Source organism: Sulfuricystis thermophila, assembly GCF_004323595.1.
In the GTDB taxonomy this organism is placed as follows: Bacteria; Pseudomonadota; Gammaproteobacteria; order Burkholderiales; family Rhodocyclaceae; genus Sulfuricystis; species Sulfuricystis thermophila.
The window spans coordinates 1,423,323-1,443,297 of the sequence record NZ_AP019373.1 but is presented as its reverse complement, the minus strand read 5'-3'; the positions used below and the strand labels follow the sequence as shown (position 1 = coordinate 1,443,297).

19 protein-coding genes and 1 other RNA gene are annotated in these 19,975 nt (G+C 65.3%); 14 read left to right on the top strand and 6 right to left on the bottom strand.

The features are described from left to right. The first annotated feature begins 9 nt into the window (after positions 1 to 9). The 3 genes from M52SOB_RS07250 to M52SOB_RS07240 all read left to right on the top strand — a co-directional run bounded on the left by M52SOB_RS07250 (position 10) and on the right by M52SOB_RS07240 (position 2,760). Positions 10 to 585 (top strand): type II toxin-antitoxin system MqsA family antitoxin, encoded by a 576-nt coding sequence (locus M52SOB_RS07250; protein WP_172601777.1) that lies wholly within the window; start codon positions 10 to 12, stop codon positions 583 to 585. 1 nt (position 586) lies between these two features. After that, on the top strand, positions 587 to 1,012 hold the full coding sequence (locus M52SOB_RS07245; protein WP_131111234.1) for a hypothetical protein: 426 nt from the start codon (positions 587 to 589) through the stop codon (positions 1,010 to 1,012). 1,001 nt (positions 1,013 to 2,013) lie between these two features. Next, positions 2,014 to 2,760 carry a hypothetical protein gene (locus M52SOB_RS07240; protein WP_284155024.1) on the top strand — a complete coding sequence of 249 codons (747 nt, stop codon included), beginning with the start codon at positions 2,014 to 2,016 and terminating at the stop codon, positions 2,758 to 2,760. On the opposite strand, the gene M52SOB_RS13925 is transcribed toward M52SOB_RS07240, so the two are convergent. Further along, positions 2,735 to 2,980 (bottom strand): hypothetical protein, encoded by a 246-nt coding sequence (locus tag M52SOB_RS13925; RefSeq protein ID WP_131111232.1) that lies wholly within the window; start codon positions 2,978 to 2,980, stop codon positions 2,735 to 2,737. The two genes, M52SOB_RS07240 and M52SOB_RS13925, sit on opposite strands and share 26 nt — an antisense overlap. On the opposite strand from M52SOB_RS13925, the gene M52SOB_RS07230 reads away from it, so the two are divergent. Continuing rightward, positions 2,967 to 3,869, top strand: coding sequence for an Abi family protein (locus M52SOB_RS07230; RefSeq protein WP_131111231.1), 903 nt, complete (start codon positions 2,967 to 2,969; stop codon positions 3,867 to 3,869). The genes M52SOB_RS13925 and M52SOB_RS07230 overlap by 14 nt on opposite strands. Before the next feature lie 368 nt (positions 3,870 to 4,237). Further along, the gene (locus M52SOB_RS07225; RefSeq protein WP_131111230.1) at positions 4,238 to 4,585 is read left to right on the top strand and encodes a hypothetical protein; all 348 of its coding nucleotides are present in this window, start codon (positions 4,238 to 4,240) and stop codon (positions 4,583 to 4,585) included. A gap of 38 nt (positions 4,586 to 4,623) precedes the next feature. Here M52SOB_RS07225 and M52SOB_RS07220 read toward each other — a convergent pair whose 3' ends face one another. Genes M52SOB_RS07220 through M52SOB_RS07210 form a run of 3 tightly spaced genes read right to left on the bottom strand, consistent with a single transcriptional unit; the run spans position 4,624 to position 7,606 of the window. Then, positions 4,624 to 4,905, bottom strand: coding sequence for a segregation and condensation protein A (locus tag M52SOB_RS07220; protein ID WP_131111229.1), 282 nt, complete (start codon positions 4,903 to 4,905; stop codon positions 4,624 to 4,626). 38 nt (positions 4,906 to 4,943) lie between these two features. Continuing rightward, on the bottom strand, positions 4,944 to 6,635 hold the full coding sequence (gene recJ, locus M52SOB_RS07215) for a single-stranded-DNA-specific exonuclease RecJ (protein WP_131111228.1): 1,692 nt from the start codon (positions 6,633 to 6,635) through the stop codon (positions 4,944 to 4,946). Further along, positions 6,632 to 7,606 carry a hypothetical protein gene (locus M52SOB_RS07210; RefSeq protein WP_131111227.1) on the bottom strand — a complete coding sequence of 325 codons (975 nt, stop codon included), beginning with the start codon at positions 7,604 to 7,606 and terminating at the stop codon, positions 6,632 to 6,634. The genes recJ and M52SOB_RS07210 overlap by 4 nt, the downstream gene beginning before the upstream one ends. Before the next feature lie 24 nt (positions 7,607 to 7,630). Between M52SOB_RS07210 and M52SOB_RS07205 the strand changes: the two genes are divergently transcribed. Both M52SOB_RS07205 and lolD read left to right on the top strand, forming a co-directional pair. Beyond that, positions 7,631 to 8,893: a lipoprotein-releasing ABC transporter permease subunit gene (locus M52SOB_RS07205; protein WP_131111226.1), complete on the top strand. Its 1,263-nt coding sequence runs from the start codon at positions 7,631 to 7,633 to the stop codon at positions 8,891 to 8,893. Then, the gene (gene lolD, locus M52SOB_RS07200) at positions 8,886 to 9,590 is read left to right on the top strand and encodes a lipoprotein-releasing ABC transporter ATP-binding protein LolD (RefSeq protein WP_131111225.1); all 705 of its coding nucleotides are present in this window, start codon (positions 8,886 to 8,888) and stop codon (positions 9,588 to 9,590) included. The genes M52SOB_RS07205 and lolD overlap by 8 nt, the downstream gene beginning before the upstream one ends. On the opposite strand, the gene M52SOB_RS07195 is transcribed toward lolD, so the two are convergent. Further along, a complete protein-coding gene (locus tag M52SOB_RS07195) occupies positions 9,534 to 10,106 on the bottom strand; it encodes a DUF2062 domain-containing protein (protein ID WP_131111224.1) in 573 nt (190 codons plus the stop codon). The genes lolD and M52SOB_RS07195 overlap by 57 nt on opposite strands. 12 nt (positions 10,107 to 10,118) lie before the next feature. Between M52SOB_RS07195 and M52SOB_RS07190 the strand changes: the two genes are divergently transcribed. The 7 genes from M52SOB_RS07190 (at position 10,119) to M52SOB_RS07160 (ending at position 16,702) form a co-directional block, all read left to right on the top strand. Beyond that, positions 10,119 to 12,410 (top strand): DNA internalization-related competence protein ComEC/Rec2, encoded by a 2,292-nt coding sequence (locus tag M52SOB_RS07190; RefSeq protein WP_131111223.1) that lies wholly within the window; start codon positions 10,119 to 10,121, stop codon positions 12,408 to 12,410. Between the two features lie 5 nt (positions 12,411 to 12,415). Then, positions 12,416 to 13,273 carry an alpha/beta fold hydrolase gene (locus tag M52SOB_RS07185; RefSeq protein ID WP_284155023.1) on the top strand — a complete coding sequence of 286 codons (858 nt, stop codon included), beginning with the start codon at positions 12,416 to 12,418 and terminating at the stop codon, positions 13,271 to 13,273. Positions 13,274 to 13,283: 10 nt separating this feature from the next. Then, positions 13,284 to 13,382, top strand: an RNA gene (ffs, locus tag M52SOB_RS07180) — signal recognition particle sRNA small type. Positions 13,383 to 13,533: 151 nt separating this feature from the next. Beyond that, positions 13,534 to 14,031 carry a Spy/CpxP family protein refolding chaperone gene (locus tag M52SOB_RS07175; protein WP_131111221.1) on the top strand — a complete coding sequence of 166 codons (498 nt, stop codon included), beginning with the start codon at positions 13,534 to 13,536 and terminating at the stop codon, positions 14,029 to 14,031. A 20-nt stretch (positions 14,032 to 14,051) separates the two neighbouring features. Beyond that, a complete protein-coding gene (gene dnaX / locus M52SOB_RS07170; RefSeq protein ID WP_131111220.1) occupies positions 14,052 to 15,629 on the top strand; it encodes a DNA polymerase III subunit gamma/tau in 1,578 nt (525 codons plus the stop codon). Positions 15,630 to 15,897: 268 nt separating this feature from the next. After that, on the top strand, positions 15,898 to 16,221 hold the full coding sequence (locus tag M52SOB_RS07165; protein ID WP_131112475.1) for a YbaB/EbfC family nucleoid-associated protein: 324 nt from the start codon (positions 15,898 to 15,900) through the stop codon (positions 16,219 to 16,221). Between the two features lie 7 nt (positions 16,222 to 16,228). Then, positions 16,229 to 16,702, top strand: coding sequence for a low molecular weight protein-tyrosine-phosphatase (locus M52SOB_RS07160; protein ID WP_131111219.1), 474 nt, complete (start codon positions 16,229 to 16,231; stop codon positions 16,700 to 16,702). 176 nt (positions 16,703 to 16,878) lie between these two features. On the opposite strand, the gene M52SOB_RS07155 is transcribed toward M52SOB_RS07160, so the two are convergent. Next, on the bottom strand, positions 16,879 to 19,581 hold the full coding sequence (locus tag M52SOB_RS07155; protein WP_131111218.1) for an Rne/Rng family ribonuclease: 2,703 nt from the start codon (positions 19,579 to 19,581) through the stop codon (positions 16,879 to 16,881). Between the last annotated feature and the right edge of the window lie 394 nt (positions 19,582 to 19,975).

Below are 19,975 nucleotides of genomic sequence, written 5' to 3'. Positions count from 1 at the left end.
GGGAAGATCATGAGCGACAAAACGCTGTGTCCGCTGTGCGGCGAGGGCCATTTGACCTCGCGGGTAGAGGATACGGTCACCGAGTACGCCGGCCATCAAGGCAGGGTAACGCTGCGCTTTGCCGAGTGCGATGCCTGCGGTTCTGAACTCACGGATGACGCTGATAGCCGCGCCAACAAGCGCGCCGTGGTGGCTTTTCGCAAGTCGGTCGATGGCCTGCTGACCGGTGCCGAGATTCGCGCGTTGCGCGAGCAGTATGGCATCACCCAGGATCAGGCGGCACGTCTGTTCGGTGGCGGCCCCAAGGCTTTCAGCAAATACGAGACGGATGACGTTGTGCATTCAGTGTCGATGGACAATCTGTTACGACTGGTGCAGCGAAGCGAGGAGGCGTTCGCGGAGCTTGTTGCCTTGAAGGGTATGACGGCGGAGATTCCGCCGCGCACGATGCGTGCTAAGTTGCGCCCGGCCATCATCGAGTTCGTGGTCAAGCAGATGCAATCGCAAGAAGACGCACCTCATACCGTCCGCCGCATGATCCTTTACTCCGCCCCGCACGGTGAGCTGCGCGGCACACTGCATTGACATGGACAATCCCAGCTTGCGCCCGCGCCTGATGACGTTTCGCGTCATCGAGTTCAATTCTCGCAACGCGCTTCCGCGCACCGAACGCATGGAAGTGATGTTTTCGATGACGCCAACCATAGAAATCGGCTTGGGCGTTCCTTCGACACCCGAGGGAAACTTCGAGGCCATTGTGTCGATCCGCATGGATGGTAAAGCCGTCGTCAAGGAGACCCCGGACCAGTCGCTGGCCGATTTATCGGCGCAATATGAGGCGCGCTTCACTTACCCGCCGGGCACGACCGAGACAGAACTGTTGCCACGCTTCGAGCAGGAACAACATCAGTATGTGCTGGCAGCGCAGGCATTTCCGCTGGCCGCCAGCCACTTTCGCCGCGAGTTGATGTCGATGGGCTTTCAGGTTCAGGGCCTGCCGCTTGGACTTTGACGGCAGCTTGCCGTCGCGCCAGCGCCGACTTTTCACTGCGTCCAGTGTGTCAGTTCCCGAACCGACGTAGCGCGCGAATTCCGCATCACCCTCCGAACGCCCGTCATGCGGCTTGCTCCTGGCGCGTGGAGGAGTCACCGGGCGCCGCAAGCCGCCTGCCGGGCTACCGCGTCACGGACTGATCCACGCCAGCGCGCATAAGGCCGCGCCCTGGCTTTGTGCGCACCTCGACCGCTATTCCCTCCTGCACCGCCGCCGCTACGCCACTGCGCCGGCCAGCGGTAAAGCTGCTCGCCGGCTTGCGGCTTGCAGGTGGCTACCGTGTCGCGTACTCCACCACGCCGTCGCGCTGCGCGCCACGGCTTTGTCTCTCTCGCTATCGCCGTCCCGGCAGCGCCGACTTTTGCCCTCCGCTAGCGTAGTCGCATACTGCCCGCCGCCTTCGCCGCCAGCTTCGCTCGCGGCTCCGTCGGCTACCTCAACCCCGGCTTGCTCGCGGTGCTCGATTGCAGCCAGGCCGGCCTGGGGTAAATCGCAAGCGATTGAACATAACAGCGCATTACCCAAAGTCGGCCAGTCGCTACGCCGGACTTCGCTTGGTGGCCGACCGCTGACGCGCCCTGCGGGTTCGGGTAATGGTCTGTTATGTCTTGCGCCCCCGGCCGTCCCAACACCGTTATTCGGCGCTGCGCGTGGTTTCAGTCAGCGCTGCGCGATGGGTGGCTTACGCTCAACATCCGGGCCGCGCTTGCGCGCCTGCTGGCACGCTCGCTGTCCGGCTGCGCCGGGCAGTCAGTAGGTGGGTACCGTCTTGCCAGCGCCGACTTTTCGATAGCTTTGACTAAGCAATGAAAGATGGTCGATAGTCTGGGAAAATCGCTGGCATCACCATCATCATTGGGAGTCGCCACATGACCGCCACCCAGTCTGTTCCAATCGCTCCATCCGTCAGGCATATTCGACCCGAGCCAATTCACGCGCCGTCGGCGAACTATCAGGCCGTGCGCTTCAATGCGGTGAAGCACGGCATCCTTTCGCGCTGCACCGTGCTGCCGCACGAGGACGCCGCCGAGTTTGCCGATCTGCTGGCCGCGCTGGTGGATGAGCACCAGCCGGCTGGCGCGACCGAAATGCATCTGGTTGAAGACCTGGCTGCCATCATGTGGCGCAAGCGGCGGGTCATGGTCGCCGAGGGCGCTACGATCAATCGCGGTCTGCTGTCCGTGGTGAATGATCGTCACGATGAGGACTGGCATTCGCCCAGCCCGGTCATGGCCGCTGTGCCATTCGAACGCGGCTTGCCAAAGCAGGGCACCGACTTGCGCGATCTGGTGGGCATGAGCCCGGCCGACGTCACCGAGAGGCAGCGCGAGGCTCAGCACGATCTGGCGGCTACCGAGAGGGCCGCCGCCATCCTGCGACGTGGCGGTGACGATGCCTATGACAAGGCGCTGCGCGCGCTGCTGCCGGATTCGCGCGACTGGTGGCAGGAGTATGTCGACGATGAGGAATATCCCGCCACGGCGGAAGGCTTGGCCGAGTTCATCCGCGAACACCTGATGCCGCTTTGCATTGCGATGCAACGCCAAGCCCAGCATCACGAGGCGATCAAGGCGCAGGCCATCGGCGAGGGTTTGCAAGTGCATCGGCTGGAAAAGATCGCCCGCTACGAAACCCATCTGGACCGGAAGTTCGAGCGCACGCTGGCGATGCTGGTGAAACTCAAGGAACTGCGATCAGGCCGGTAGCAGCGGGGCTCAATCTGTTTCGCAAAATCGCCTGCCGTCTCGCCAGCGCCGACTTTTGCAGATTCACAAGGGTTTTCCGGCACTGCTCCAGATTTGCCCGTAACATTCTGGCCTTGACCATCGCCGGGGCTGCCTCATATACTGCATCTAATAACACCCGCCACGCCTCTGCTTGCAAGCGCACCCCGGCGGGTTTTTTATTGCCCATGAAGTTCGCCAAGCCTGCCACCTCGATTGACGATCAGATTGCGCTGCTGAAGCGTCGCGGGCAGGTGATCGTCGACGAGGACCGCGCCAGGCATTACCTGCGCTTTGTCGGCTACTACCGCCTGGCCGGTTACGCGCTGCCGTTTCAGGTGAATTACAACGCCGACGGCTCGCATCGCTTCCTCGATGGGGTCAGTTTCGAGGACATCCTCGACCTCTACGTTTTCGACCGCAAGCTGCGGCTGGCGGTGATGGATGCGGTAGAGCGCATCGAGGTTGCTTTCCGCGCTCAGTTTTCGCAGACGATGAGCGTACTGCACGGCCCACACTGGTTCATGGATGCCGCTCATTTCGTGCCCAGCTACCGGCACGACAAATTCATCGAGCGCATCAAGGATGACATCGGCCACGACAAGTCGCGCGCCGCGATGCGCCAGACCTTCATCAAGCACTACTACGACAAATATGGCGACCCGGAACTGCCACCGTCGTGGATGGTGTTCGAGGTCTTGTCTTTCGGTACGGTGTCGCAAGCCTTCAAGAGCCTGACCCGCCAGAACCAGAAGCCCGTCGCCAAGGCTTTCGGCCTGGATGGTGCCGTGCTCGCCTCGTGGCTCCACGCGCTGTCCTACCTGCGCAATCTGGCGGCCCACCACCAGCGTTTGTGGAATCGCACCTACACCATCAAGCCGATCCAGGCCAAGCAATACGCGGCCGAGTTGCAAGACACGATGCGCTTCTACGCGCAGGCGGTGATGGCCGAGGTGCTGTTGAAGGTGGTTTCGCCGGATACCCATTGGGGCCAGCGCTTGGCCGATCTGCTGACCGAGCACCCCAAGGTGCGGGCAGATCGTCTTGGATTTCCTGTCGACTGGCGCAATCGCCCGCTCTGGCGAGCGTAGCTGCACCGCTACCGCCGTCCCGCCAGCGCCGACTCTTCAAGACTGGCAGAAGATTGTCCGCCGCGTCTTGCCCGCCAGCCTTTGTCAATACTGGCCTTGGGCCAGAATCCTTGTGTAATTCCTGTGTAATCGGGCATGGAAAATTACACAAAAGGCAAGAACATCGTAGAACTAAGCGCGGTGATGGAACAGTTTGAAAGTATTTAAAATCAATTGGTTGAAAAGTTTCCAGAATTCGCTGGAATGCGCCCTCGCTCCTGACTTGGGGTCTGTTAATCCGTAGGTCCCTGGTTCGAGCCCAGGTCGGGGAGCCAGAATGCCTGAGGCCCAGCACGGTGTGTTGGGCCTTGTCGTTTCCGGATACCGCCATGTCACTGACCCGTTTCGCCGTGGTGTTCCTGCTCGGCGCGAGCTGGGCGGTTGCGGCTTTCCCCGCGGAGGGACGGCAGGTGCCGCTGCAGGCCGAGAGTGACGGCATCAGTGACAGCAGCACTCTGGAGCGGCGTCTCCAGCATTTGAGCTGGGCACAATTCAGACGGGTGGTCGAGGCCGTCCCGAAACTCAAGGCCAGTGTCGATGCCTATGGGCCACTCGGTTGGGAGTATGTGCGGGCGAATTATTCGACCTACCCCTGGAAAAAGAACATCGACCGGCTCGATGCCGCCGAAAGGCAGCAACTCGCCGAACTGATCGACAAAGCGCGCACTGCACCTTGAGAGGGACGGTCGAAGTGCCGTCCCGCCAGCGCCGAGTTTCAGTTGAGTTTCTTAGCCGGCCGATGCAGCTTGAGTGTGTGCGTGTTCTGCGGCTCGTCGCTGAAATAAGGCCGCTCCTTCGCGGTCATGCCGGCTTCGTTCGCCAGTTCCCGCTCACGTTCCGCGATCAGTGCGAACAGGCCGCGAATGTCCTCGATCGTGCTTTCCTGCAATGGGTTGGGCCGGCCGGGACGCGGTGCGGTGTCCTTGACGATGTTGCCGAGTACCTTGCGCAGCACGCGCAGGATGCGTTGTTCCTTCGTGAGTCCTTCGTTGTCCATGGTGATCTCCGTTTGGGGTGGGCGCTCGATATTACCCGTTATGCGGCTTCGAAATGTTCGAGCACCAGCTGCACGTTCGCTTCGCCCTGCCATTCGTTGATGTCGAGGCGGAAAGCGGCGCGGATGCGGTCGGGCGCGCCTGCGGCATGGTTGAAGCGGATCGCATCGAAGCGCGCGCGGCCCTGTTGCAGCGTCAGCTTCAGATGTTTGTCCTTGAGCAGGCGTTGCTGGACGACGTCGAATTCATCGGCAAAGAGCGGCGCCGGAAAGCCCTGCCCCCAGACGGCCTCCTGTAGCAGGCGTGCCGAGGTCAGCCCGAAATAGGCGGCTTCGAGCGGGCCATCGGTCTCCAGCGTGCGCGTCAGCGCCGCTGGCGGAAGCCAGGCGCGCGCCACCCGTTCGAACAGCATCTCGAATTCGGCCAGATCGTTCTCCTTGAGCGTCAGCCCGGCGGCGGCCGCATGGCCACCGAAGCGCAGCAGCAGGCCGGGTCGCTGCTTGGCGACGAGGTCGAGCGCGTCGCGCAGATGCAAGCCGGCGATCGAGCGCCCGGAGCCTTTCAGCTCGCCGTCCTCCCCGCGCGCGAAGACGAAGGTCGGACGATGCAGTCTTTCCTTGACACGCCCGGCGAGGATGCCGATCACGCCCTGGTGCCAGCTCGGATCGAACAGGGTGATGCTGGCGCGCTGGGCGACGTCGAGGTCTTCGAGCTTTAGCGCGGCGGCATCGTGCATGTCGGCTTCGATCGCCCGGCGCTCGTGGTTGATGGCATCGAGCGCCTGAGCGATGTTGAGCGCCCGGCCCGGATCATCGGTGATGAGGCATTCGATGCCGAGGCTCATGTCGGCGAGCCGTCCCGCGGCATTCAGGCGTGGCCCGATGGCAAAACCGAGATCGAAGCTGCCGGCGCGCAGCGGGTCGCGCCCAGCGACCGAAAGCAGTGCGGCGATGCCCGGTGTCATGCGGCGCTGGCGGATGCGCGCGAGGCCTTGAGCGACGAGGATGCGGTTGTTGCGGTCGAGCGGCACCACGTCGGCCACCGTGCCGAGCGCGACGAGATCGAGCAGACTGGCGAGATTCGGTTCCGAGCGCACGGCGAAATGGCCACGCCGGCGTAGTTCGGCGCGCAGCGCCAGCATCACGTAGAACATCACGCCGACGCCGGCCATCGCCTTGCTCGGGAAGGGACAGCCTGGCTGGTTCGGATCGACGAGCGCATCGGCGGCGGGGAGCTCGTTGCCGGGCAAATGGTGGTCGGTGACGATCACCGTCATACCCAGGCGCTTTGCCTCGGCCACGCCGGCGACACTGGCGATGCCATTGTCGACCGTGACGAGCACATCGGGATGCCGTGTCGCGGCCAGCCGCGCGACTTCGGGGGAGAGGCCGTAGCCGGTCTCGAAGCGGTTCGGTACCAGGTAATCGACCGCGCCGCCCATCGCGCGCAAGGCGCGCACGCCCACTGCACAGGCGGTGGCGCCGTCGCAGTCGTAGTCGGCGACGATGAGGATCCTTCTGCCCTTGGTGATGGCATCGGCGAGCAGCGCGGCGGCCGTGTCGATGCCCTTCATGCCGGCGGGCGGCAGCAGCGATTTGAGCTGCGTGTCGAGCTCGTCGGCCGATGCGATGCCGCGTGCCGCATACAGCCGTGCCAGCAGCGGATGCACACCGGATTGCTCCAGCATCAGCCGCGCGCGCTGCGGGACGGGACGGATCGCGATGCGCGTCATTTCAGCGCAGTGAGCGGCTGCGGTCGGCGCCAGAAACGCAGCCGGTCGCCGCGTTTCCATTCAAAGGCGACGGTTTCGGGCTGCCTGCCCAGCCGCGTGCCGATCAGGCTCACCGTCCGGCAGGCGGTCAGAGCGGGGGCGAGCCAGTCGCGCTCGAGATCCAGCAAGGACTCGCGCCAGGCGAGCGCATCGAGGGTGCGGGCCGCCGCGGCGAGGCCGGGGTGGATCGCGCATACGCGGCCGTGGGCAGGCTGAAAGCAGGGAGGCGCGGGCTGGCAGTCCAAGCCCGCCAGCCGGCACAGTCCGGCGACGACCGGATCGTCGCACAGGACGGTATCGAACGCGGGCAGGATTCTTTTCGGCAAAGCGCCGAAGCCCCACGGCCACAGGCTGTTGGCGGTCGGACGGCCGGCGGCCTCGCGGGCGCGATTGACCGGGTGTGCGTGCAGCACCGTCTGTGCTTCGAGCAACAGTCGGCGCCAGGCCGGGCCATCGGCGCCTCCCGGCAGGCGCGGGTCGATCGGCTGCTGGATGGCTGACGGCAAATCCTGGCTTTCCAGCCGGAGCGGCCGGGTGAGGCGCAATTCCCACTGCCCCGGGGCGGAGGCGGAAAGCTCCCCCCAGTCGGCGAACAGTGGCCCGATGGCGGTGAGCAGGGCGTTGCTTTCTGCCGTAACGAGGGCGAGCCGGACCGGATCGTCGAGCGTCACTCCCCGGGCGCCGACCTGCCAATGCACCGGATCGAGACACAGCCATTCGCCGGGTGCCGCTTTGCCAGCGCCGATTTTGCGCAATGCGGCGGCCGGGATGCTTTCGAGGCCGAACAGATGGGCGAGTGCATCGTCCGGCAGCGTGCGCCGCCGGCCGCGGCCGAGCAGGTGCGACAGCCTCGGCGCGGCGAGATCGAAGGTCGTGCTTTCGAGGATTTCGACCGGCAGCAAGAGGCCGGGGACCAGCAAAGTCAGGTGCATGAGGCATGTTAACATGCCGCCCCAATGGCTTTCGAAACCCCTTATGAAGCTCTGATCGGCCTGCGCTATACGGCGGCGAAGAAGCCGGGCGGCGGCAACCGCTTCATCTCCTTCATCTCGCTGATTTCCATGCTCGGCCTCGGCCTCGGCGTGGCGGCGTTGATCGTCGTGCTGTCGGTGATGAACGGCTTCCAGAAGGAGCTCAGGACGCGCATCCTCGGCGTCGCCTCACACGTGCAGGTGATGGGCGACGAGGGGGAACTCATTGGCTGGCCGGGCATCGTCGAGCGCGTTGCCGGGCATCCGCGTGTCCTGGCCGGCGCACCCTATGTGCAGCAGCAGGCGATGCTCTCGCTCGCCGGGCAGGTGAAAGGGGTGGTGGTACGCGGCATCCTGCCGGGCGAGGAGGAGAAGGTGGCCGATTTCGCCCGCCACATGAAGGCCGGCCGGCTGGAGGATCTGCAACCGGGCGAATTCGGCATCATCCTCGGCAGCGAGCTCGCCTATGCGCTGCGCGCCTATCCCGGCGACAAGGTGACGCTGATCGCGCCGCAGGGCATGGTGACGCCTGCCGCAGTGCTGCCGCGCATGAAGCAATTCACCGTCGTCGGCATCTTCGAGGTCGGCATGTTCGAGTATGACAGCGGCCTTGGGCTGGTGCGTCTCGAGGATGCGCAGAAGCTCTATCAGATGGGTGAGGCGGTCTCCGGCGTGCGTTTGAAGCTCGATGACCTGTTCGCCGCGCCGCAGGTGGTGCGCGAGCTCGCCGGCAGCCTGCCGCCCGGCTTGCGGCTCACCGACTGGACGAAGAGCCACGCCAATTTCTTCCGTGCCGTGCAGATCGAGAAGAACATGATGTTCCTGATCCTGCTGTTGATCGTCGCCGTGGCGGCCTTCAACATCGTCTCGACGCTGGTGATGACGGTGCAGGACAAGCGCGCCGACATCGCCATCCTGCGCACGCTGGGCGCCAGCCCCGGCAGCGTGATGGCGATCTTCGTCATCCAGGGTACGCTGATCGGCGCGATCGGCCTGCTGCTCGGTGTGGCCGGCGGTGTGGCGCTGGCCTTGAACGTCGAGACCGTGGTGCCGTTCATCGAGCGCGTGTTCGGCATCCAGTTCCTCGCCAAGGACGTGTATTACATTTCCGATCTGCCTTCCGACCTGCACTGGTCGGATGTCTGGATCATCGGCGCCACCTCGTTCGCCCTCACCGTGCTGGCGACGCTCTATCCGAGCTGGCGCGCCTCACGCACGAATCCGGCGGAGGCACTACGATATGAATGACCCGGTGCTCGCCTGCACGGCGCTGGCCAAGACCTTCCGCCAGGGGGCGGAAGCGGTGCGTGTGCTGATGGGCGTCGACCTCAGTGTCGAACGGGGCGAGACGGTGGCGATCGTCGGCGCTTCCGGCTCTGGCAAGAGCACCTTGCTGCATCTCTTGGGCGGGCTCGATACGCCGACGGCGGGCACGGTGAGGCTCCAGGGCCGCGATCTGGCGCAGGTGGCGGAGAACGAGCGCGGACGGTTGCGAAACGAGGCGCTCGGTTTCGTCTATCAGTTCCACCATCTGCTGCCGGAATTCACCGCGCTGGAAAACGTCGCGATGCCGCTATTGATCCGCCGCATCGCGAAAGCCGAAGCCGAAAGACAGGCGGCGGCGATCCTCGCCGAGGTGGGCTTGGGCGCGCGCTTCAAGCATCGGCCGGGGGAACTTTCCGGCGGCGAGCGTCAGCGCGCGGCGCTGGCGCGCGCCTTGGTCACACAGCCGGCCTGCGTGCTGGCCGACGAGCCGACCGGTAATCTCGACCGCCATACCGCCGACGAGGTGTTCGCGCTGATGTTGCGGCTCAACGCCAGCTTCGGCACCAGCCTCGTCATCGTCACGCACGACATGACGCTGGCGTCACGCTGCCAACGCCAGTTGTTACTCTGCGACGGTCGCTTGACGCCGCTGGCTGCGCCGGCGCCAGGCGCGCACTAGCCAGATGCGCCAGGCGATGCGCACGGCGAAGTAGCCGATGATGGCGAGCAGGGTGGCGAGCAGCACCAGCCCCCAGGCGAGTGGTGCGCCGAGCTGGAGCATCCAGTCGATCAGCGCGCCGACCCAGGTGATCAGCGTCTCGCTGCCCGGATCGCCGAAGTCCGGCGGGGCGATGAAGGCGCGCCTCGGGTGGCCCAGCAGCGCGAACATGCCCTCGCCGAGCGCAAAGGCGACGATGTAGAGCGGCGCGATCGTAAACGGATTGGTGTAGAGCGTGGTGAGGAGCGCCAGCGGCAGGTTGATGCGGAAGATCACGGCGCAGATCGCCGCACCGAGCATCTGGAACGGCCCGGGAATCAGGCCGCAGAAGAGGCCCACGGCGACCGCGCCGGCGGCGGAATGGCGGTTTAAGTGCCACAACCGCGGGTGCAGCAGCGTATTGCGGAACGGATACAGCCAGCGGTTTTCCTTCACCGCCGCATGGTCCGGCATGTGCTTGCGCAGCCAATGCTTCATGGAGCCATTGTAATGCCTTGGCGGGTGCTGGCTTTCGCGCTGGGCGTGTGGCTGCTGCAGCAGTGTGCCGTCCTGCCAGCGCCGAGTTTGCTCGCCGCGCTGGGGCTGGGCGGCGGAGCGCTGCTGATGTCGCGGTGGCGTGGATTGGCGGTATTCGGCGCTCTACTGCTCGGCATCACATGGGCAGGCGCATTTGCCCACAGGCGCATGCATGATGAACTGCCGGTGGAATGGCTGGGCCGCGACATCGAAATGACCGGCGTGATCGCCACGATGCCGCAAGGCTTCGAGCGTGGTCTGCGTTTCGTCTTCGAACCGCAGACGGCCAGTGCGCCGGTGCCCGCGAAGATTCTGCTTTCCTGGTATCGCCACGTCGACACGGAAAGCGAGGAGGGCGACGAGGAAGCGACTCTGCCCGGCGCTCTGCCGCTGCCGCATGCCGGCGAGCGCTGGCGGCTCGTGGTGCGACTGAAACGACCGCACGGCAATTTGAATCCCCATGGCTTCGATTACGAGGCCTGGCTCCTCGAGCGCGGCATTCGCGCCACCGGTTATGTGCGCAAATCGGATGCCAACCAGCGGCTTGCGCCGGCCGGCTTGACCATCGAGCGGCTGCGCGAAGCCGTGCGCGTGCGCATCCAGCGCGTCTTGCCGGACGCATCTTACGCGGGCGTGCTGGCGGCGCTGGCGATCGGCGACCAGCAATCGATTACCCCCGAACTGTGGCGGCTGTTCGCGGCGACCGGCATCACGCACCTGATGTCGATCTCCGGCCTGCATGTGACGATGATCGGCGCGCTCATCGGCGGGCTGGTCATGGCGTTGTGGCGGCGTCATCCGCGCCTGCCGCTCCTCATTCCGGCGCAGCAGGCCGCGGCGCTGGCGGCCTTCCTCGGCGCGTTTGCCTACGCCTTGCTGGCCGGTTTCGCCGTGCCGGCGCAACGCACGCTCTACATGCTCGGCGTCGTCGTCGCCGCGCTGCTCTCCGGGCGCAACCTCGCCGCGCCGACGGTGCTCGGCGCTGCCCTGTTGCTGGTGTTGCTCCTCGATCCGTGGGCGGTGCTCTCTGCCGGCTTTTGGCTCTCGTTCGGCGCGGTGGCGATCCTCTTCTTCATCGCCGCCGGCCGGCTTGGTGAGCGGCATTGGCTCGTCGAATGGCTGCGCGCACAATGGGCGATCACGCTCGGGATGATCCCGCTGCTCCTGGCGCTCTTTGGGCAGTTTTCGCTCGTCTCCCCATTCGCCAATGCGCTGGCGATCCCGCTCGTCAGTCTGGCCATCACACCGCTCGCCTTGCTCGGCAGCCTGCCCGGCTTCGCCTGGGCGCAGCAACTGGCCCATGCGCTGCTCGTGCCGCTGATGGATTTCCTCGAGTGGCTTGCCGGATTGCCGGGCGCGCTCTGGCAACAGCATGCGCCGCCGGCCTGGGCGGTGCCTCTCGCCGTCATGGGCGTCGTCTGGCTGCTGCTGCCGCGCGGCTTTCCGGCGCGCTGGGCAGGCGCCGTGCTGTTCCTGCCGTTGTTCGTCGTGCGCCCGGAACGGCCGGCGCCGGGCGAATATCGACTGACGGTGCTCGATGTCGGCCAGGGGCAGGCGGTGCATGTGCAGACCGCGACGCACGATCTCTTGTTCGATGCCGGCCCGGCCTTCAATGCCCAAAGCGATGCCGGCAGCCGTATCGTCGCGCCCTATCTGCGGGCCATCGGCGTGGCCAAGCTCGACCGGCTGATCATCAGCCATGTCGACCGGGATCATGCTGGCGGTGCCGATTCGCTGCTCGCGGCGCTGCCGGTGACCGCCGTCGAACGACGCTGTGTCGATGGTCAAGGTTGGGAATGGGATGGGGTGCGCTTGCGCGTGCTGCACCCGCAGGCTGCGGACTATGCGCGCAAGCTGCCGAGCAATGCGCTCTCCTGTGTGCTGAAGATCGAATCGCCGCACGGCAGCGCGTTGATTCCCGGCGATCTCGAAGGCCAGGCGGAGGCCGAGTTCCTCACCCGCCATCGCGATGTGGCGCACGCGGCTGTCCTCGTCGCCCCGCATCACGGCGGCAAGAAGACCTCGTCGGCTGCCTTCGTCGCGACGGTGGCGCCGCAGACGGTGATCTTCCCAGTCGGCTACCGCAACCGCTTCGGCCATCCGCACCCCTCCGTGCTGGCGCGCTATGCAAACGCCAACATCCTGCGCACCGACCGCGATGGCGCGGTGACGCTGAAAGTCGGCGCTGGCGGCACGGCACTCACGCGCGAACGCGAAGCGCGGCGGCGCTACTGGCACAATACGGTTTTCGCTGCGACGGAATGACCACGATGCGTCAAAAATTCGTCCAATGCTTGAGCCCGGCCGGGTTCCACAAGATGGCCTATGTCGAATGGGGCGATCCCGCCAATTCTCACGTGCTGGTCTGCGTGCATGGCCTGACACGCTGCGGGCGCGATTTCGACTATCTCGCCGAGCGCCTCGCCGACCGCTTTCGCGTCGTCTGCCCGGACGTGGTCGGGCGCGGGATGAGCGACTGGCTGCGCGATCCGCATCACTACACGATTCCCCAATATGCCCAGGACATGGTGGCACTGATCGCCCGGCTCGATGTCGAGCGCGTCGATTGGCTCGGCACCTCGATGGGTGGCATCATCGGCATGGCGCTGGCGGCGCAAGCCGGAACGCCGATCGCCCGCCTGATCCTCAACGACGTCGGACCGCTGATCAATGCCGCGGCCTTGCAGCGCATCGGCGAGTACCTCGCTTCGCCGCCCGACTTCGCCACGCCGCAGGAAGCCGAGGCCTACATTCGTGTCATCGCCGCGCCGTTTGGCAAGCTCACCGATGCGCAGTGGCAGCACCTGACGCAGCACGTCATCAAGGCCGGGCCGAACGGCCGCTTCCAGCTGCGTTACGATCCCGGCATCGCCGTTCCCTACGCGGAAGCCGCCCGCGACGGCCAGGACATCGACCTGTGGCCGGTTTATGACGCGATCCGCTGCCCGACGCTGGTGATCCGCGGTGCCGAGTCCGATCTGCTCTCGCCCGAGACCGTCGCGGCGATGCGCAGCCGTGGCCCGCGGGCGGAGAGCGTCGAGATCCCGGCGGTCGGCCATGCGCCGATGTTCCTCGACGATGCGCAGGTGGCCATCGTGCGTGATTGGCTGGAACGCGAAAGCTGCTAAACTGCGTCGTGGCGGGTCTCCCCGCATTGCAAGCTGGTGAACCTGGTCAGGGCCGGAAGGCAGCAGCCATAGCCAATCCTTGCAAGTGCCGGGGGTCAGGCTCGCCACCTTTCCTCAGAGCTTGTGAAAAAATTCGTCGCGAGCGGGCTGTGCAGCAGAATTTTTCACATGCTCTCACGTTTCGTTACAAAGCGCTCATAATCTGCTTACCTTTGGGGCGCTCAATCTCTCCTGCCAACTTCATTCACTAGGAGAGTCATATGAAACGCACACATTTCCTCGGTCTCGTTCTCGCCGCCGGCCTCGGCACGGCCGCCTTTGCCCAGCCCGGCATGACGACCAATGACGGCATGGGGCCGATGGGCAAGATGGGTCGCCCGGCGGCGATGCGCTTCGATCCCGCCGCGCGCGTCAAGGAACGTCTCGACTACCAGAAATACCAGCTCAAGATCACCCCCGAGCAGGAAGCGTTGTGGAACGCCTTTGCCGAGAAAGTGCAGGCCGAGGCGGGCAAGGGCCTGATGGAAATGCGCGCGCTGGCCGCCGATACCAAGCTCACCGCGCCGGAACGCATGGCGAAGCGCGAGGCCTTGATGGAAGAGCGTCTGGCCGCAATGAAGGCCGTGCATGAGAGTTTCAACCGCCTTTATGCGGCATTGACGCCCGAACAGAAGGCCATCGCCGACCGCGAGGCCGCGCGTATCGGCAAGGGGCCGATGGGCGGGCGTCACGGCCGCATGATGCCCCCGCAGGGCTGACCGCAGGTAAAATCGCGGGCATGAGCTATCAAGTTCTTGCCCGCAAGTGGCGCCCGAAGTCCTTCGACACGCTCGTCGGACAGGAGCATGTCGTGCGGGCGCTCAAGCACGCGCTCGAACAGCAGCGGCTCCATCACGCTTATCTGTTCACCGGCACGCGCGGCGTCGGCAAGACGACGATCGCGCGCATCATGGCGAAGGCCCTGAATTGCGAGCAGGGCGTCACCGCCACGCCCTGCGGCGTATGCACGCCATGCCGCGAGATCGACGCCGGCCGCTTCATCGATTACGTCGAAATGGACGCCGCCTCGAATCGCGGCGTCGAGGACATGGCGGCGCTGCTGGAGAAGGCTGCCTATGCGCCGAATGCCGGCCGCTACAAGGTCTATATGATCGACGAAGTGCACCAGCTCTCCGGGCATGCCTTCAACGCGATGCTGAAGACGCTCGAAGAGCCGCCGGAGCACGTCAAGTTCATCCTCGCCACCACCGATCCGCAGAAGATCCCCGTCACGGTGCTTTCCCGCTGCCTGCAGTTCAACCTGAAGCAGATGCCGCAGGCGGCCATCGTCGACCATTTGGCGCGCGTGCTCGAAGCCGAGGGCGTGCCGTTCGAACCCGCCGCGCTGCGCCATCTCGCCAAGGCGGCGGCCGGCTCGATGCGCGATGCGTTGTCACTGCTCGATCAGGCGATCGCCCACGGCGCGGGACGCGTCGAGGAAGAGGGCGTGCGATCGATGCTCGGCACCGTCGGCGACGATCATCTCTTTGCACTGCTCGACGGGCTTGCCGCCGGTGACATCCAGGCGATGCTCGCCGTGGCCAGGACGATGGAAGAACGCAGCCTGAGTTTCGAAGCGGCGCTGCAAGAGCTGGCGACCTTGTTCCACCGCATCGCCCTCGTCCAGTTCGCGCCCGAGGCGATCCTCGACGAAGCCGAGCGTGCGCGGCTTGCGCCGTATGCCGAACGTCTCGATGCCGAATTCCTTCAGCTCTGTTACCAGATCGTCACCCACGGGCGCGATGAGCTGGCGCTGGCGCCCGACGAGGCGGCCGGCTTCGGCATGACCTTGCTGCGACTCCATGCCTTCCGGCCGGGTGGCGGCGAGGAGAAGCCCGCGCGTGCTGCCGCCCTGGCGCCTGCGCGCAAGCCAGCTGCCGGTATCGCGCCGTCAGCGGCATCCGCAGTGCCGGCGGCTCCCGCGCCGGCGGTAACGGAGGAGCCTGCTCCTGACGACTGGCATGAGCTGGTCGAGGGCAATACGCTCACCGGCATGGCGCGCCAGCTCGCCCAGCATTGCGAGCTGGTCGAACGTAACGGCCAGAAGATCGTGCTGCGCCTCGACCCGGCGCACCGTTTCCTGCAAATGCATCAGGACAAGTTGCGTGCCGAACTGGCGAAACATTTCGCTCAGCCCGTCACCCTCGAGATCCAGCTCGGCCTGCCGAACGGCGTTACGCCGAAGGCGCGCGCAGACCAGCGGAAAAGAGAGCGGCAGGAACAGGCGATTGCCGCGATCGAGGGCGATCCCTTCGTGCGCGAGGTCTGCGACCTGTTCGATGCCAGCATCGACGAATCCACCATCAAACCCCTCTAACGCGCATGCCGGCAATCGGTGCCCGCGGAGGATGGAATACCCATGCGCAAGAATAAACGCCCGCCCTCCCCCAGCCTGTCCCACGGCCGGCTTTGCACAGCCGGCCGGCTCCGGCGGCGCGAAGCAGTGCTTCGCGAAACCCCGCCTCCGCCCCTCGCGGGAGGGGAGACGATCAGCGCGGCTTGCGCCGCGAAGGTAGGCTGCCATCAAGGAAACGAAGGGCGGCGCACTTTTTGCTTTGTATTTCACGTTAAAGGAACGCAACATGCTGAATAAAGGCGGTATCGCCAACCTGATGAAACAGGCGCAGAAGATGCAGGAAAACATGCAGAAGGCGCAGGAAGAGCTGGCCAATCTCGAAGTCGAGGGCCAGTCGGGCGCCGGCGCCGTGAAGATCGTCATGACCTGCAAACATGACGTCAAACGCGTCACCATCGATCCGTCGGTGATGGACGACAAGGAAATGCTCGAAGACCTGATCGCCGCGGCGGTCAACGACGCCAACCGCCGCGTCGAAGCGACGGTTCAGGAACGCATGGGGGCACTCACCGCGGGCCTGCCGCTGCCGCCGGGGATGAAGCTGCCGTTCTGACTCGCCCATGAGAGAACGCATCCTGTTCGTCTGCATGGGCAACATCTGCCGCTCGCCCACCGCCGAAGGTGTGGCGCGCGAGTTGGCCAGGCGGCGCGGATTACATGACTTTTTCGAGTTCGATTCGGCGGGGACGCATGGCTATCACGTCGGCAATCCGCCCGATCGACGCGCGCAGGAAGCGGCGAAAAAGCGCGGCTACGATCTATCGAGCTTGCGCGCCCGTCAGGTCAATGAATTCGACTTCGTGCGTTTCGACCGCATCCTGGCGATGGATTGCGACAATCTGGCGCTATTGCGTCAGGCCTGCCCGGACGAGCATCACGGCAAGCTCGGTCTGTTCCTCGAATTTGCGCCGCAGAGGGGTTTCGATGAAGTGCCCGACCCCTACTACGGCGGACCGGAAGGCTTCGAAATCGTCCTCGATTTGGTCGAGGCGGCGGCCGAGGGGTTGTTGAGCCGGCTCGCCCCACAAAAGTGAGAGCTTGTGAAAAATTCTGCTGCGCTTGCCATCTTGGGGTCGGGCGGTGCTCGCCATCCTCATGTATTGCCAAATACACTCCGGTGGCTGCGCTCCGGCCTCCCCCAACCTGACTGCGCTCGCGACGAATTTTTTCACAAGCTCTGAAAACACCCGCTGGCGCGGGCGTTTTCACATCATTGCGGCTTCCGGGTTTCGACCATCACCAGAGGTTCGTCGCTGATCACCGACGCCGGTTTGGGCTTGCGGCCCAGGGGTTGCACGGGCGGCTCGATGGGCGGGGCGGCGGGGCGTTTCGTCGTTTCGACCAGCTGCAGGCCGGCCTTCGCCAGTTCCGCGGTGAAGTCGACGACGATCGGGGCTGCGGCCGGGATGCTGGCGGGTTCACGCGGGGCTGGCGACGTTTCGGCTGGTGGCAGGGGTTCTGCTGCCGAAAGCGAAGGCTCCGTTACCACGGCCACCGCTTCGGCGCCAACGGACTCGGCCGGTGTGGCAGCTGGCAAAGTCGGCGCTGACGGCAATGAGGACGTCCCGCCGGGCGCCGCCTCATCTCGAAAAGTCGGCGCTGGCGGGACGGCACCCTGAGCGCTTTCAGCACTCTGAGCGCCCCTCATCGTTTCGCTATCGGCAACGGCCATCGCGGCGCTGGCGGGCTCGGGAGCTGCTTCAGCAGGCATCGGTTCCGGAGCCGTAGGCTCCACTGCGGGAAGTTTTTCGGCCACAGGTGCCGGGGTGGGCTTGGCTTCATCCGCTGGCGCAGCGACCGCTGCGACGGCGGCGGCGACTTCCTCCAGCTGGCGTTCGCCGCGATTGCGTCCGCCGCGCCGACCGCGGCGACGGCCACCAGCGCCCTCGGCTGCGCTGCCTTCAGTTGGAACGACTGTCGGAGTGGCTGGCGGCGCCTCTTGCTGTTCGGCGGCAACGGGTTTCTGACGGTTCGGGCGCGCTTCGCGCGGCTCTTTCACGCCCTCGGGACGCTCCTTGCGCTCGCCGCGCTCGGGACGGATTTGACGGCCTTCCCGCGCTTCGCGGCGCTCACCCTTCTCGGTCCGCTCGCGGATCTCACGCCCTTCGCGGCGCGTGCGGCCGCCACGTTCGGCGCCCTCGCTGCGTTCGCGCCGGCCGGCGGCCGTGGATTTCTTCGCGGCTTCCTCGACGGCTGGCTCTTCCTTCTTGCCACCGGTGAACCAGGACAGGATGCGGGCAAAGAACCCTGGCGCGGCTGCGGGCGTTTCCGGCTCGGTGGGTTTCGGTGCGACGGTGGGGGCGGGCTGCTCGGGGGTGATGCCTTTCACTGCCGCTTCGGGTCGCGGCGCCTTCGCTTCGGCCTGAGCAGCCTGTGCCGCGGTTTCCTCGGCCGGCTTCACGGCCATTTCATAGCTCGGCTGGCTGATGCCTTCCTGGTTGAGCTGGTCGTGGCGCAGACGGACGATGTCGTAGTGCGGTGTCTCGATGTAGCGGTTCGGGATGATGACCAGGTTGACGTGATGGCGGAGCTCGATGCGCGCGATGTCCGGACGTTTTTCGTTCAACAGGTAGGTGGCGACATCGACCGGCACCTGCACGTGCAATGCGCCGGTGTTTTCCTTCATCGCTTCCTCTTCGAGGATGCGCAGGATGTGCAGCGCCGCCGATTCGGTCGAGCGGATATGGCCGGTGCCGGTGCAGCGCGGGCAGGTGATGTAGCTCGTCTCGGCGAGTGCCGGACGCAGGCGCTGGCGCGAGAGCTCCAGCAGGCCAAAGCGCGAGATCTTGCCGGTCTGCACGCGGGCGCGGTCGTAATGCAGCGCTTCGCGCAAGCGGTTTTCGACCTCGCGCTGGCTCTTCGGCGATTCCATGTCGATGAAGTCGATGACGATCAGCCCACCCAGGTCTCTGAGGCGTAGCTGGCGGGCGATTTCGTCCGCCGCTTCGAGGTTGGTCTTGAGCGCGGTTTCCTCGATGTCGGCACCCTTGGTGGCGCGGCCGGAGTTGACGTCGATCGCCACCAGCGCCTCGGTGTGGTCGATCACCACGGCACCGCCGGAGGGGAGATTCACCTGCCGGGAGTAGGCCGACTCGATCTGGTGTTCGATCTGGAAGCGCGAAAAGAGCGGCACGTCGTCGCGATAGCGTTTGACGCGATTGACGTTGGCTGGCATCACGTGGGCCATGAACTGCCGCGCCTGCTCGAAGATGTCGTCGGTGTCGATGAGGATCTCGCCGATGTCGGGCTGGAAGTAGTCGCGGATGGCGCGGATCACCAGGCTCGATTCCTGATAGATCAGGAAGGCGCCGGATTGCGCCTGCGCCGCGCCTTCGATGGCACGCCACAGTTGCAAGAGGTAGTTCAAGTCCCACTGCAGCTCCTCGACCGTGCGGCCGATGCCGGCGGTGCGGGCGATCAGGCTCATGCCGGGGGGCACTTCGAGCTGATCCATCACCTCGCGCAGTTCCTGGCGATCCTCGCCTTCGATGCGGCGCGAGACGCCGCCGCCGCGCGGGTTGTTGGGCATCAGCACCAGATAGCGGCCGGCGAGCGAGATGTAGGTGGTCAGCGCCGCGCCCTTGTTGCCACGCTCATCCTTTTCGACCTGGACGATCAATTCCTGGCCGACTTTGAGCGCATCCTGGATGCGCGCCCGGCCGGGCTCGAGGCCGGGTTGGTAATAGCTCTTCGCGACTTCCTTGAACGGCAAAAAGCCGTGGCGCTCGGCGCCGTAATCGACGAAGGCGGCTTCGAGGCTGGGCTCGATGCGGGTGATCACCGCCTTGTAGATGTTGCTCTTTCTTTGCTCCTTGGCGGCCGATTCGATGTCGAGGTCGATCAGCTTCTGACCGTCGACGATCGCGACGCGGAGTTCCTCGGCCTGCGTCGCATTGAATAGCATGCGTTTCATCTGTGCTCCTGCTCGGCACGCAGGCAGGCACGACAAATCGCGCCACCGAAAGGCGGCGTTTTCTAACGGATTTGCGGGATCGACACCATCAGAACGGAAAGGTGCGGGTTGGGCAAATGGGTCGTGGGTTTGTCGGATCACGCGGCCCGCCTTGTTCGGCGATCGGCCGCGCCTATCGAAGCCTGTCTGTGCGCGAAAGATATCGTTACGGGTCGCAACTTGCGGTGAGCGACTTCACCTGGGCCAGCAAGGCAGAACGGGATTCCGGCGCCGGCCGGACGGTAAAGTGCGTCGTGCGGCCAGGAAGGCGGAGGCGGCTACCCCATGACGGCAGCCGGGGCCCGTAGAATGGCGGGCGTCAGGGCTGCCGGCAACATCGGCGGGCGGCGCCCCG

What these genes read in the sequence shown, in the direction of transcription:
- M52SOB_RS07195 (WP_131111224.1), bottom strand. Translation starts at nt 10,106, where the DNA reads ATGAAGCATTGGCTGCGCAAGCACATGCCGGACCATGCGGCGGTGAAG.
- lolD (WP_131111225.1), top strand. Translation starts at nt 8,886, where the DNA reads ATGAATGACCCGGTGCTCGCCTGCACGGCGCTGGCCAAGACCTTCCGC.
- M52SOB_RS07250 (WP_172601777.1), top strand. Translation starts at nt 10, where the DNA reads ATGAGCGACAAAACGCTGTGTCCGCTGTGCGGCGAGGGCCATTTGACC.
- M52SOB_RS07155 (WP_131111218.1), bottom strand. Translation starts at nt 19,581, where the DNA reads ATGAAACGCATGCTATTCAATGCGACGCAGGCCGAGGAACTCCGCGTC.
- M52SOB_RS07210 (WP_131111227.1), bottom strand. Translation starts at nt 7,606, where the DNA reads ATGCACCTGACTTTGCTGGTCCCCGGCCTCTTGCTGCCGGTCGAAATC.
- M52SOB_RS07185 (WP_284155023.1), top strand. Translation starts at nt 12,416, where the DNA reads ATGCGTCAAAAATTCGTCCAATGCTTGAGCCCGGCCGGGTTCCACAAG.
- M52SOB_RS07190 (WP_131111223.1), top strand. Translation starts at nt 10,119, where the DNA reads ATGCCTTGGCGGGTGCTGGCTTTCGCGCTGGGCGTGTGGCTGCTGCAG.
- M52SOB_RS07245 (WP_131111234.1), top strand. Translation starts at nt 587, where the DNA reads ATGGACAATCCCAGCTTGCGCCCGCGCCTGATGACGTTTCGCGTCATC.
- M52SOB_RS07220 (WP_131111229.1), bottom strand. Translation starts at nt 4,905, where the DNA reads ATGGACAACGAAGGACTCACGAAGGAACAACGCATCCTGCGCGTGCTG.
- M52SOB_RS07225 (WP_131111230.1), top strand. Translation starts at nt 4,238, where the DNA reads ATGTCACTGACCCGTTTCGCCGTGGTGTTCCTGCTCGGCGCGAGCTGG.
- recJ (WP_131111228.1), bottom strand. Translation starts at nt 6,635, where the DNA reads ATGACGCGCATCGCGATCCGTCCCGTCCCGCAGCGCGCGCGGCTGATG.
- M52SOB_RS07175 (WP_131111221.1), top strand. Translation starts at nt 13,534, where the DNA reads ATGAAACGCACACATTTCCTCGGTCTCGTTCTCGCCGCCGGCCTCGGC.
- M52SOB_RS07230 (WP_131111231.1), top strand. Translation starts at nt 2,967, where the DNA reads ATGAAGTTCGCCAAGCCTGCCACCTCGATTGACGATCAGATTGCGCTG.
- dnaX (WP_131111220.1), top strand. Translation starts at nt 14,052, where the DNA reads ATGAGCTATCAAGTTCTTGCCCGCAAGTGGCGCCCGAAGTCCTTCGAC.
- M52SOB_RS07160 (WP_131111219.1), top strand. Translation starts at nt 16,229, where the DNA reads ATGAGAGAACGCATCCTGTTCGTCTGCATGGGCAACATCTGCCGCTCG.
- M52SOB_RS07205 (WP_131111226.1), top strand. Translation starts at nt 7,631, where the DNA reads ATGGCTTTCGAAACCCCTTATGAAGCTCTGATCGGCCTGCGCTATACG.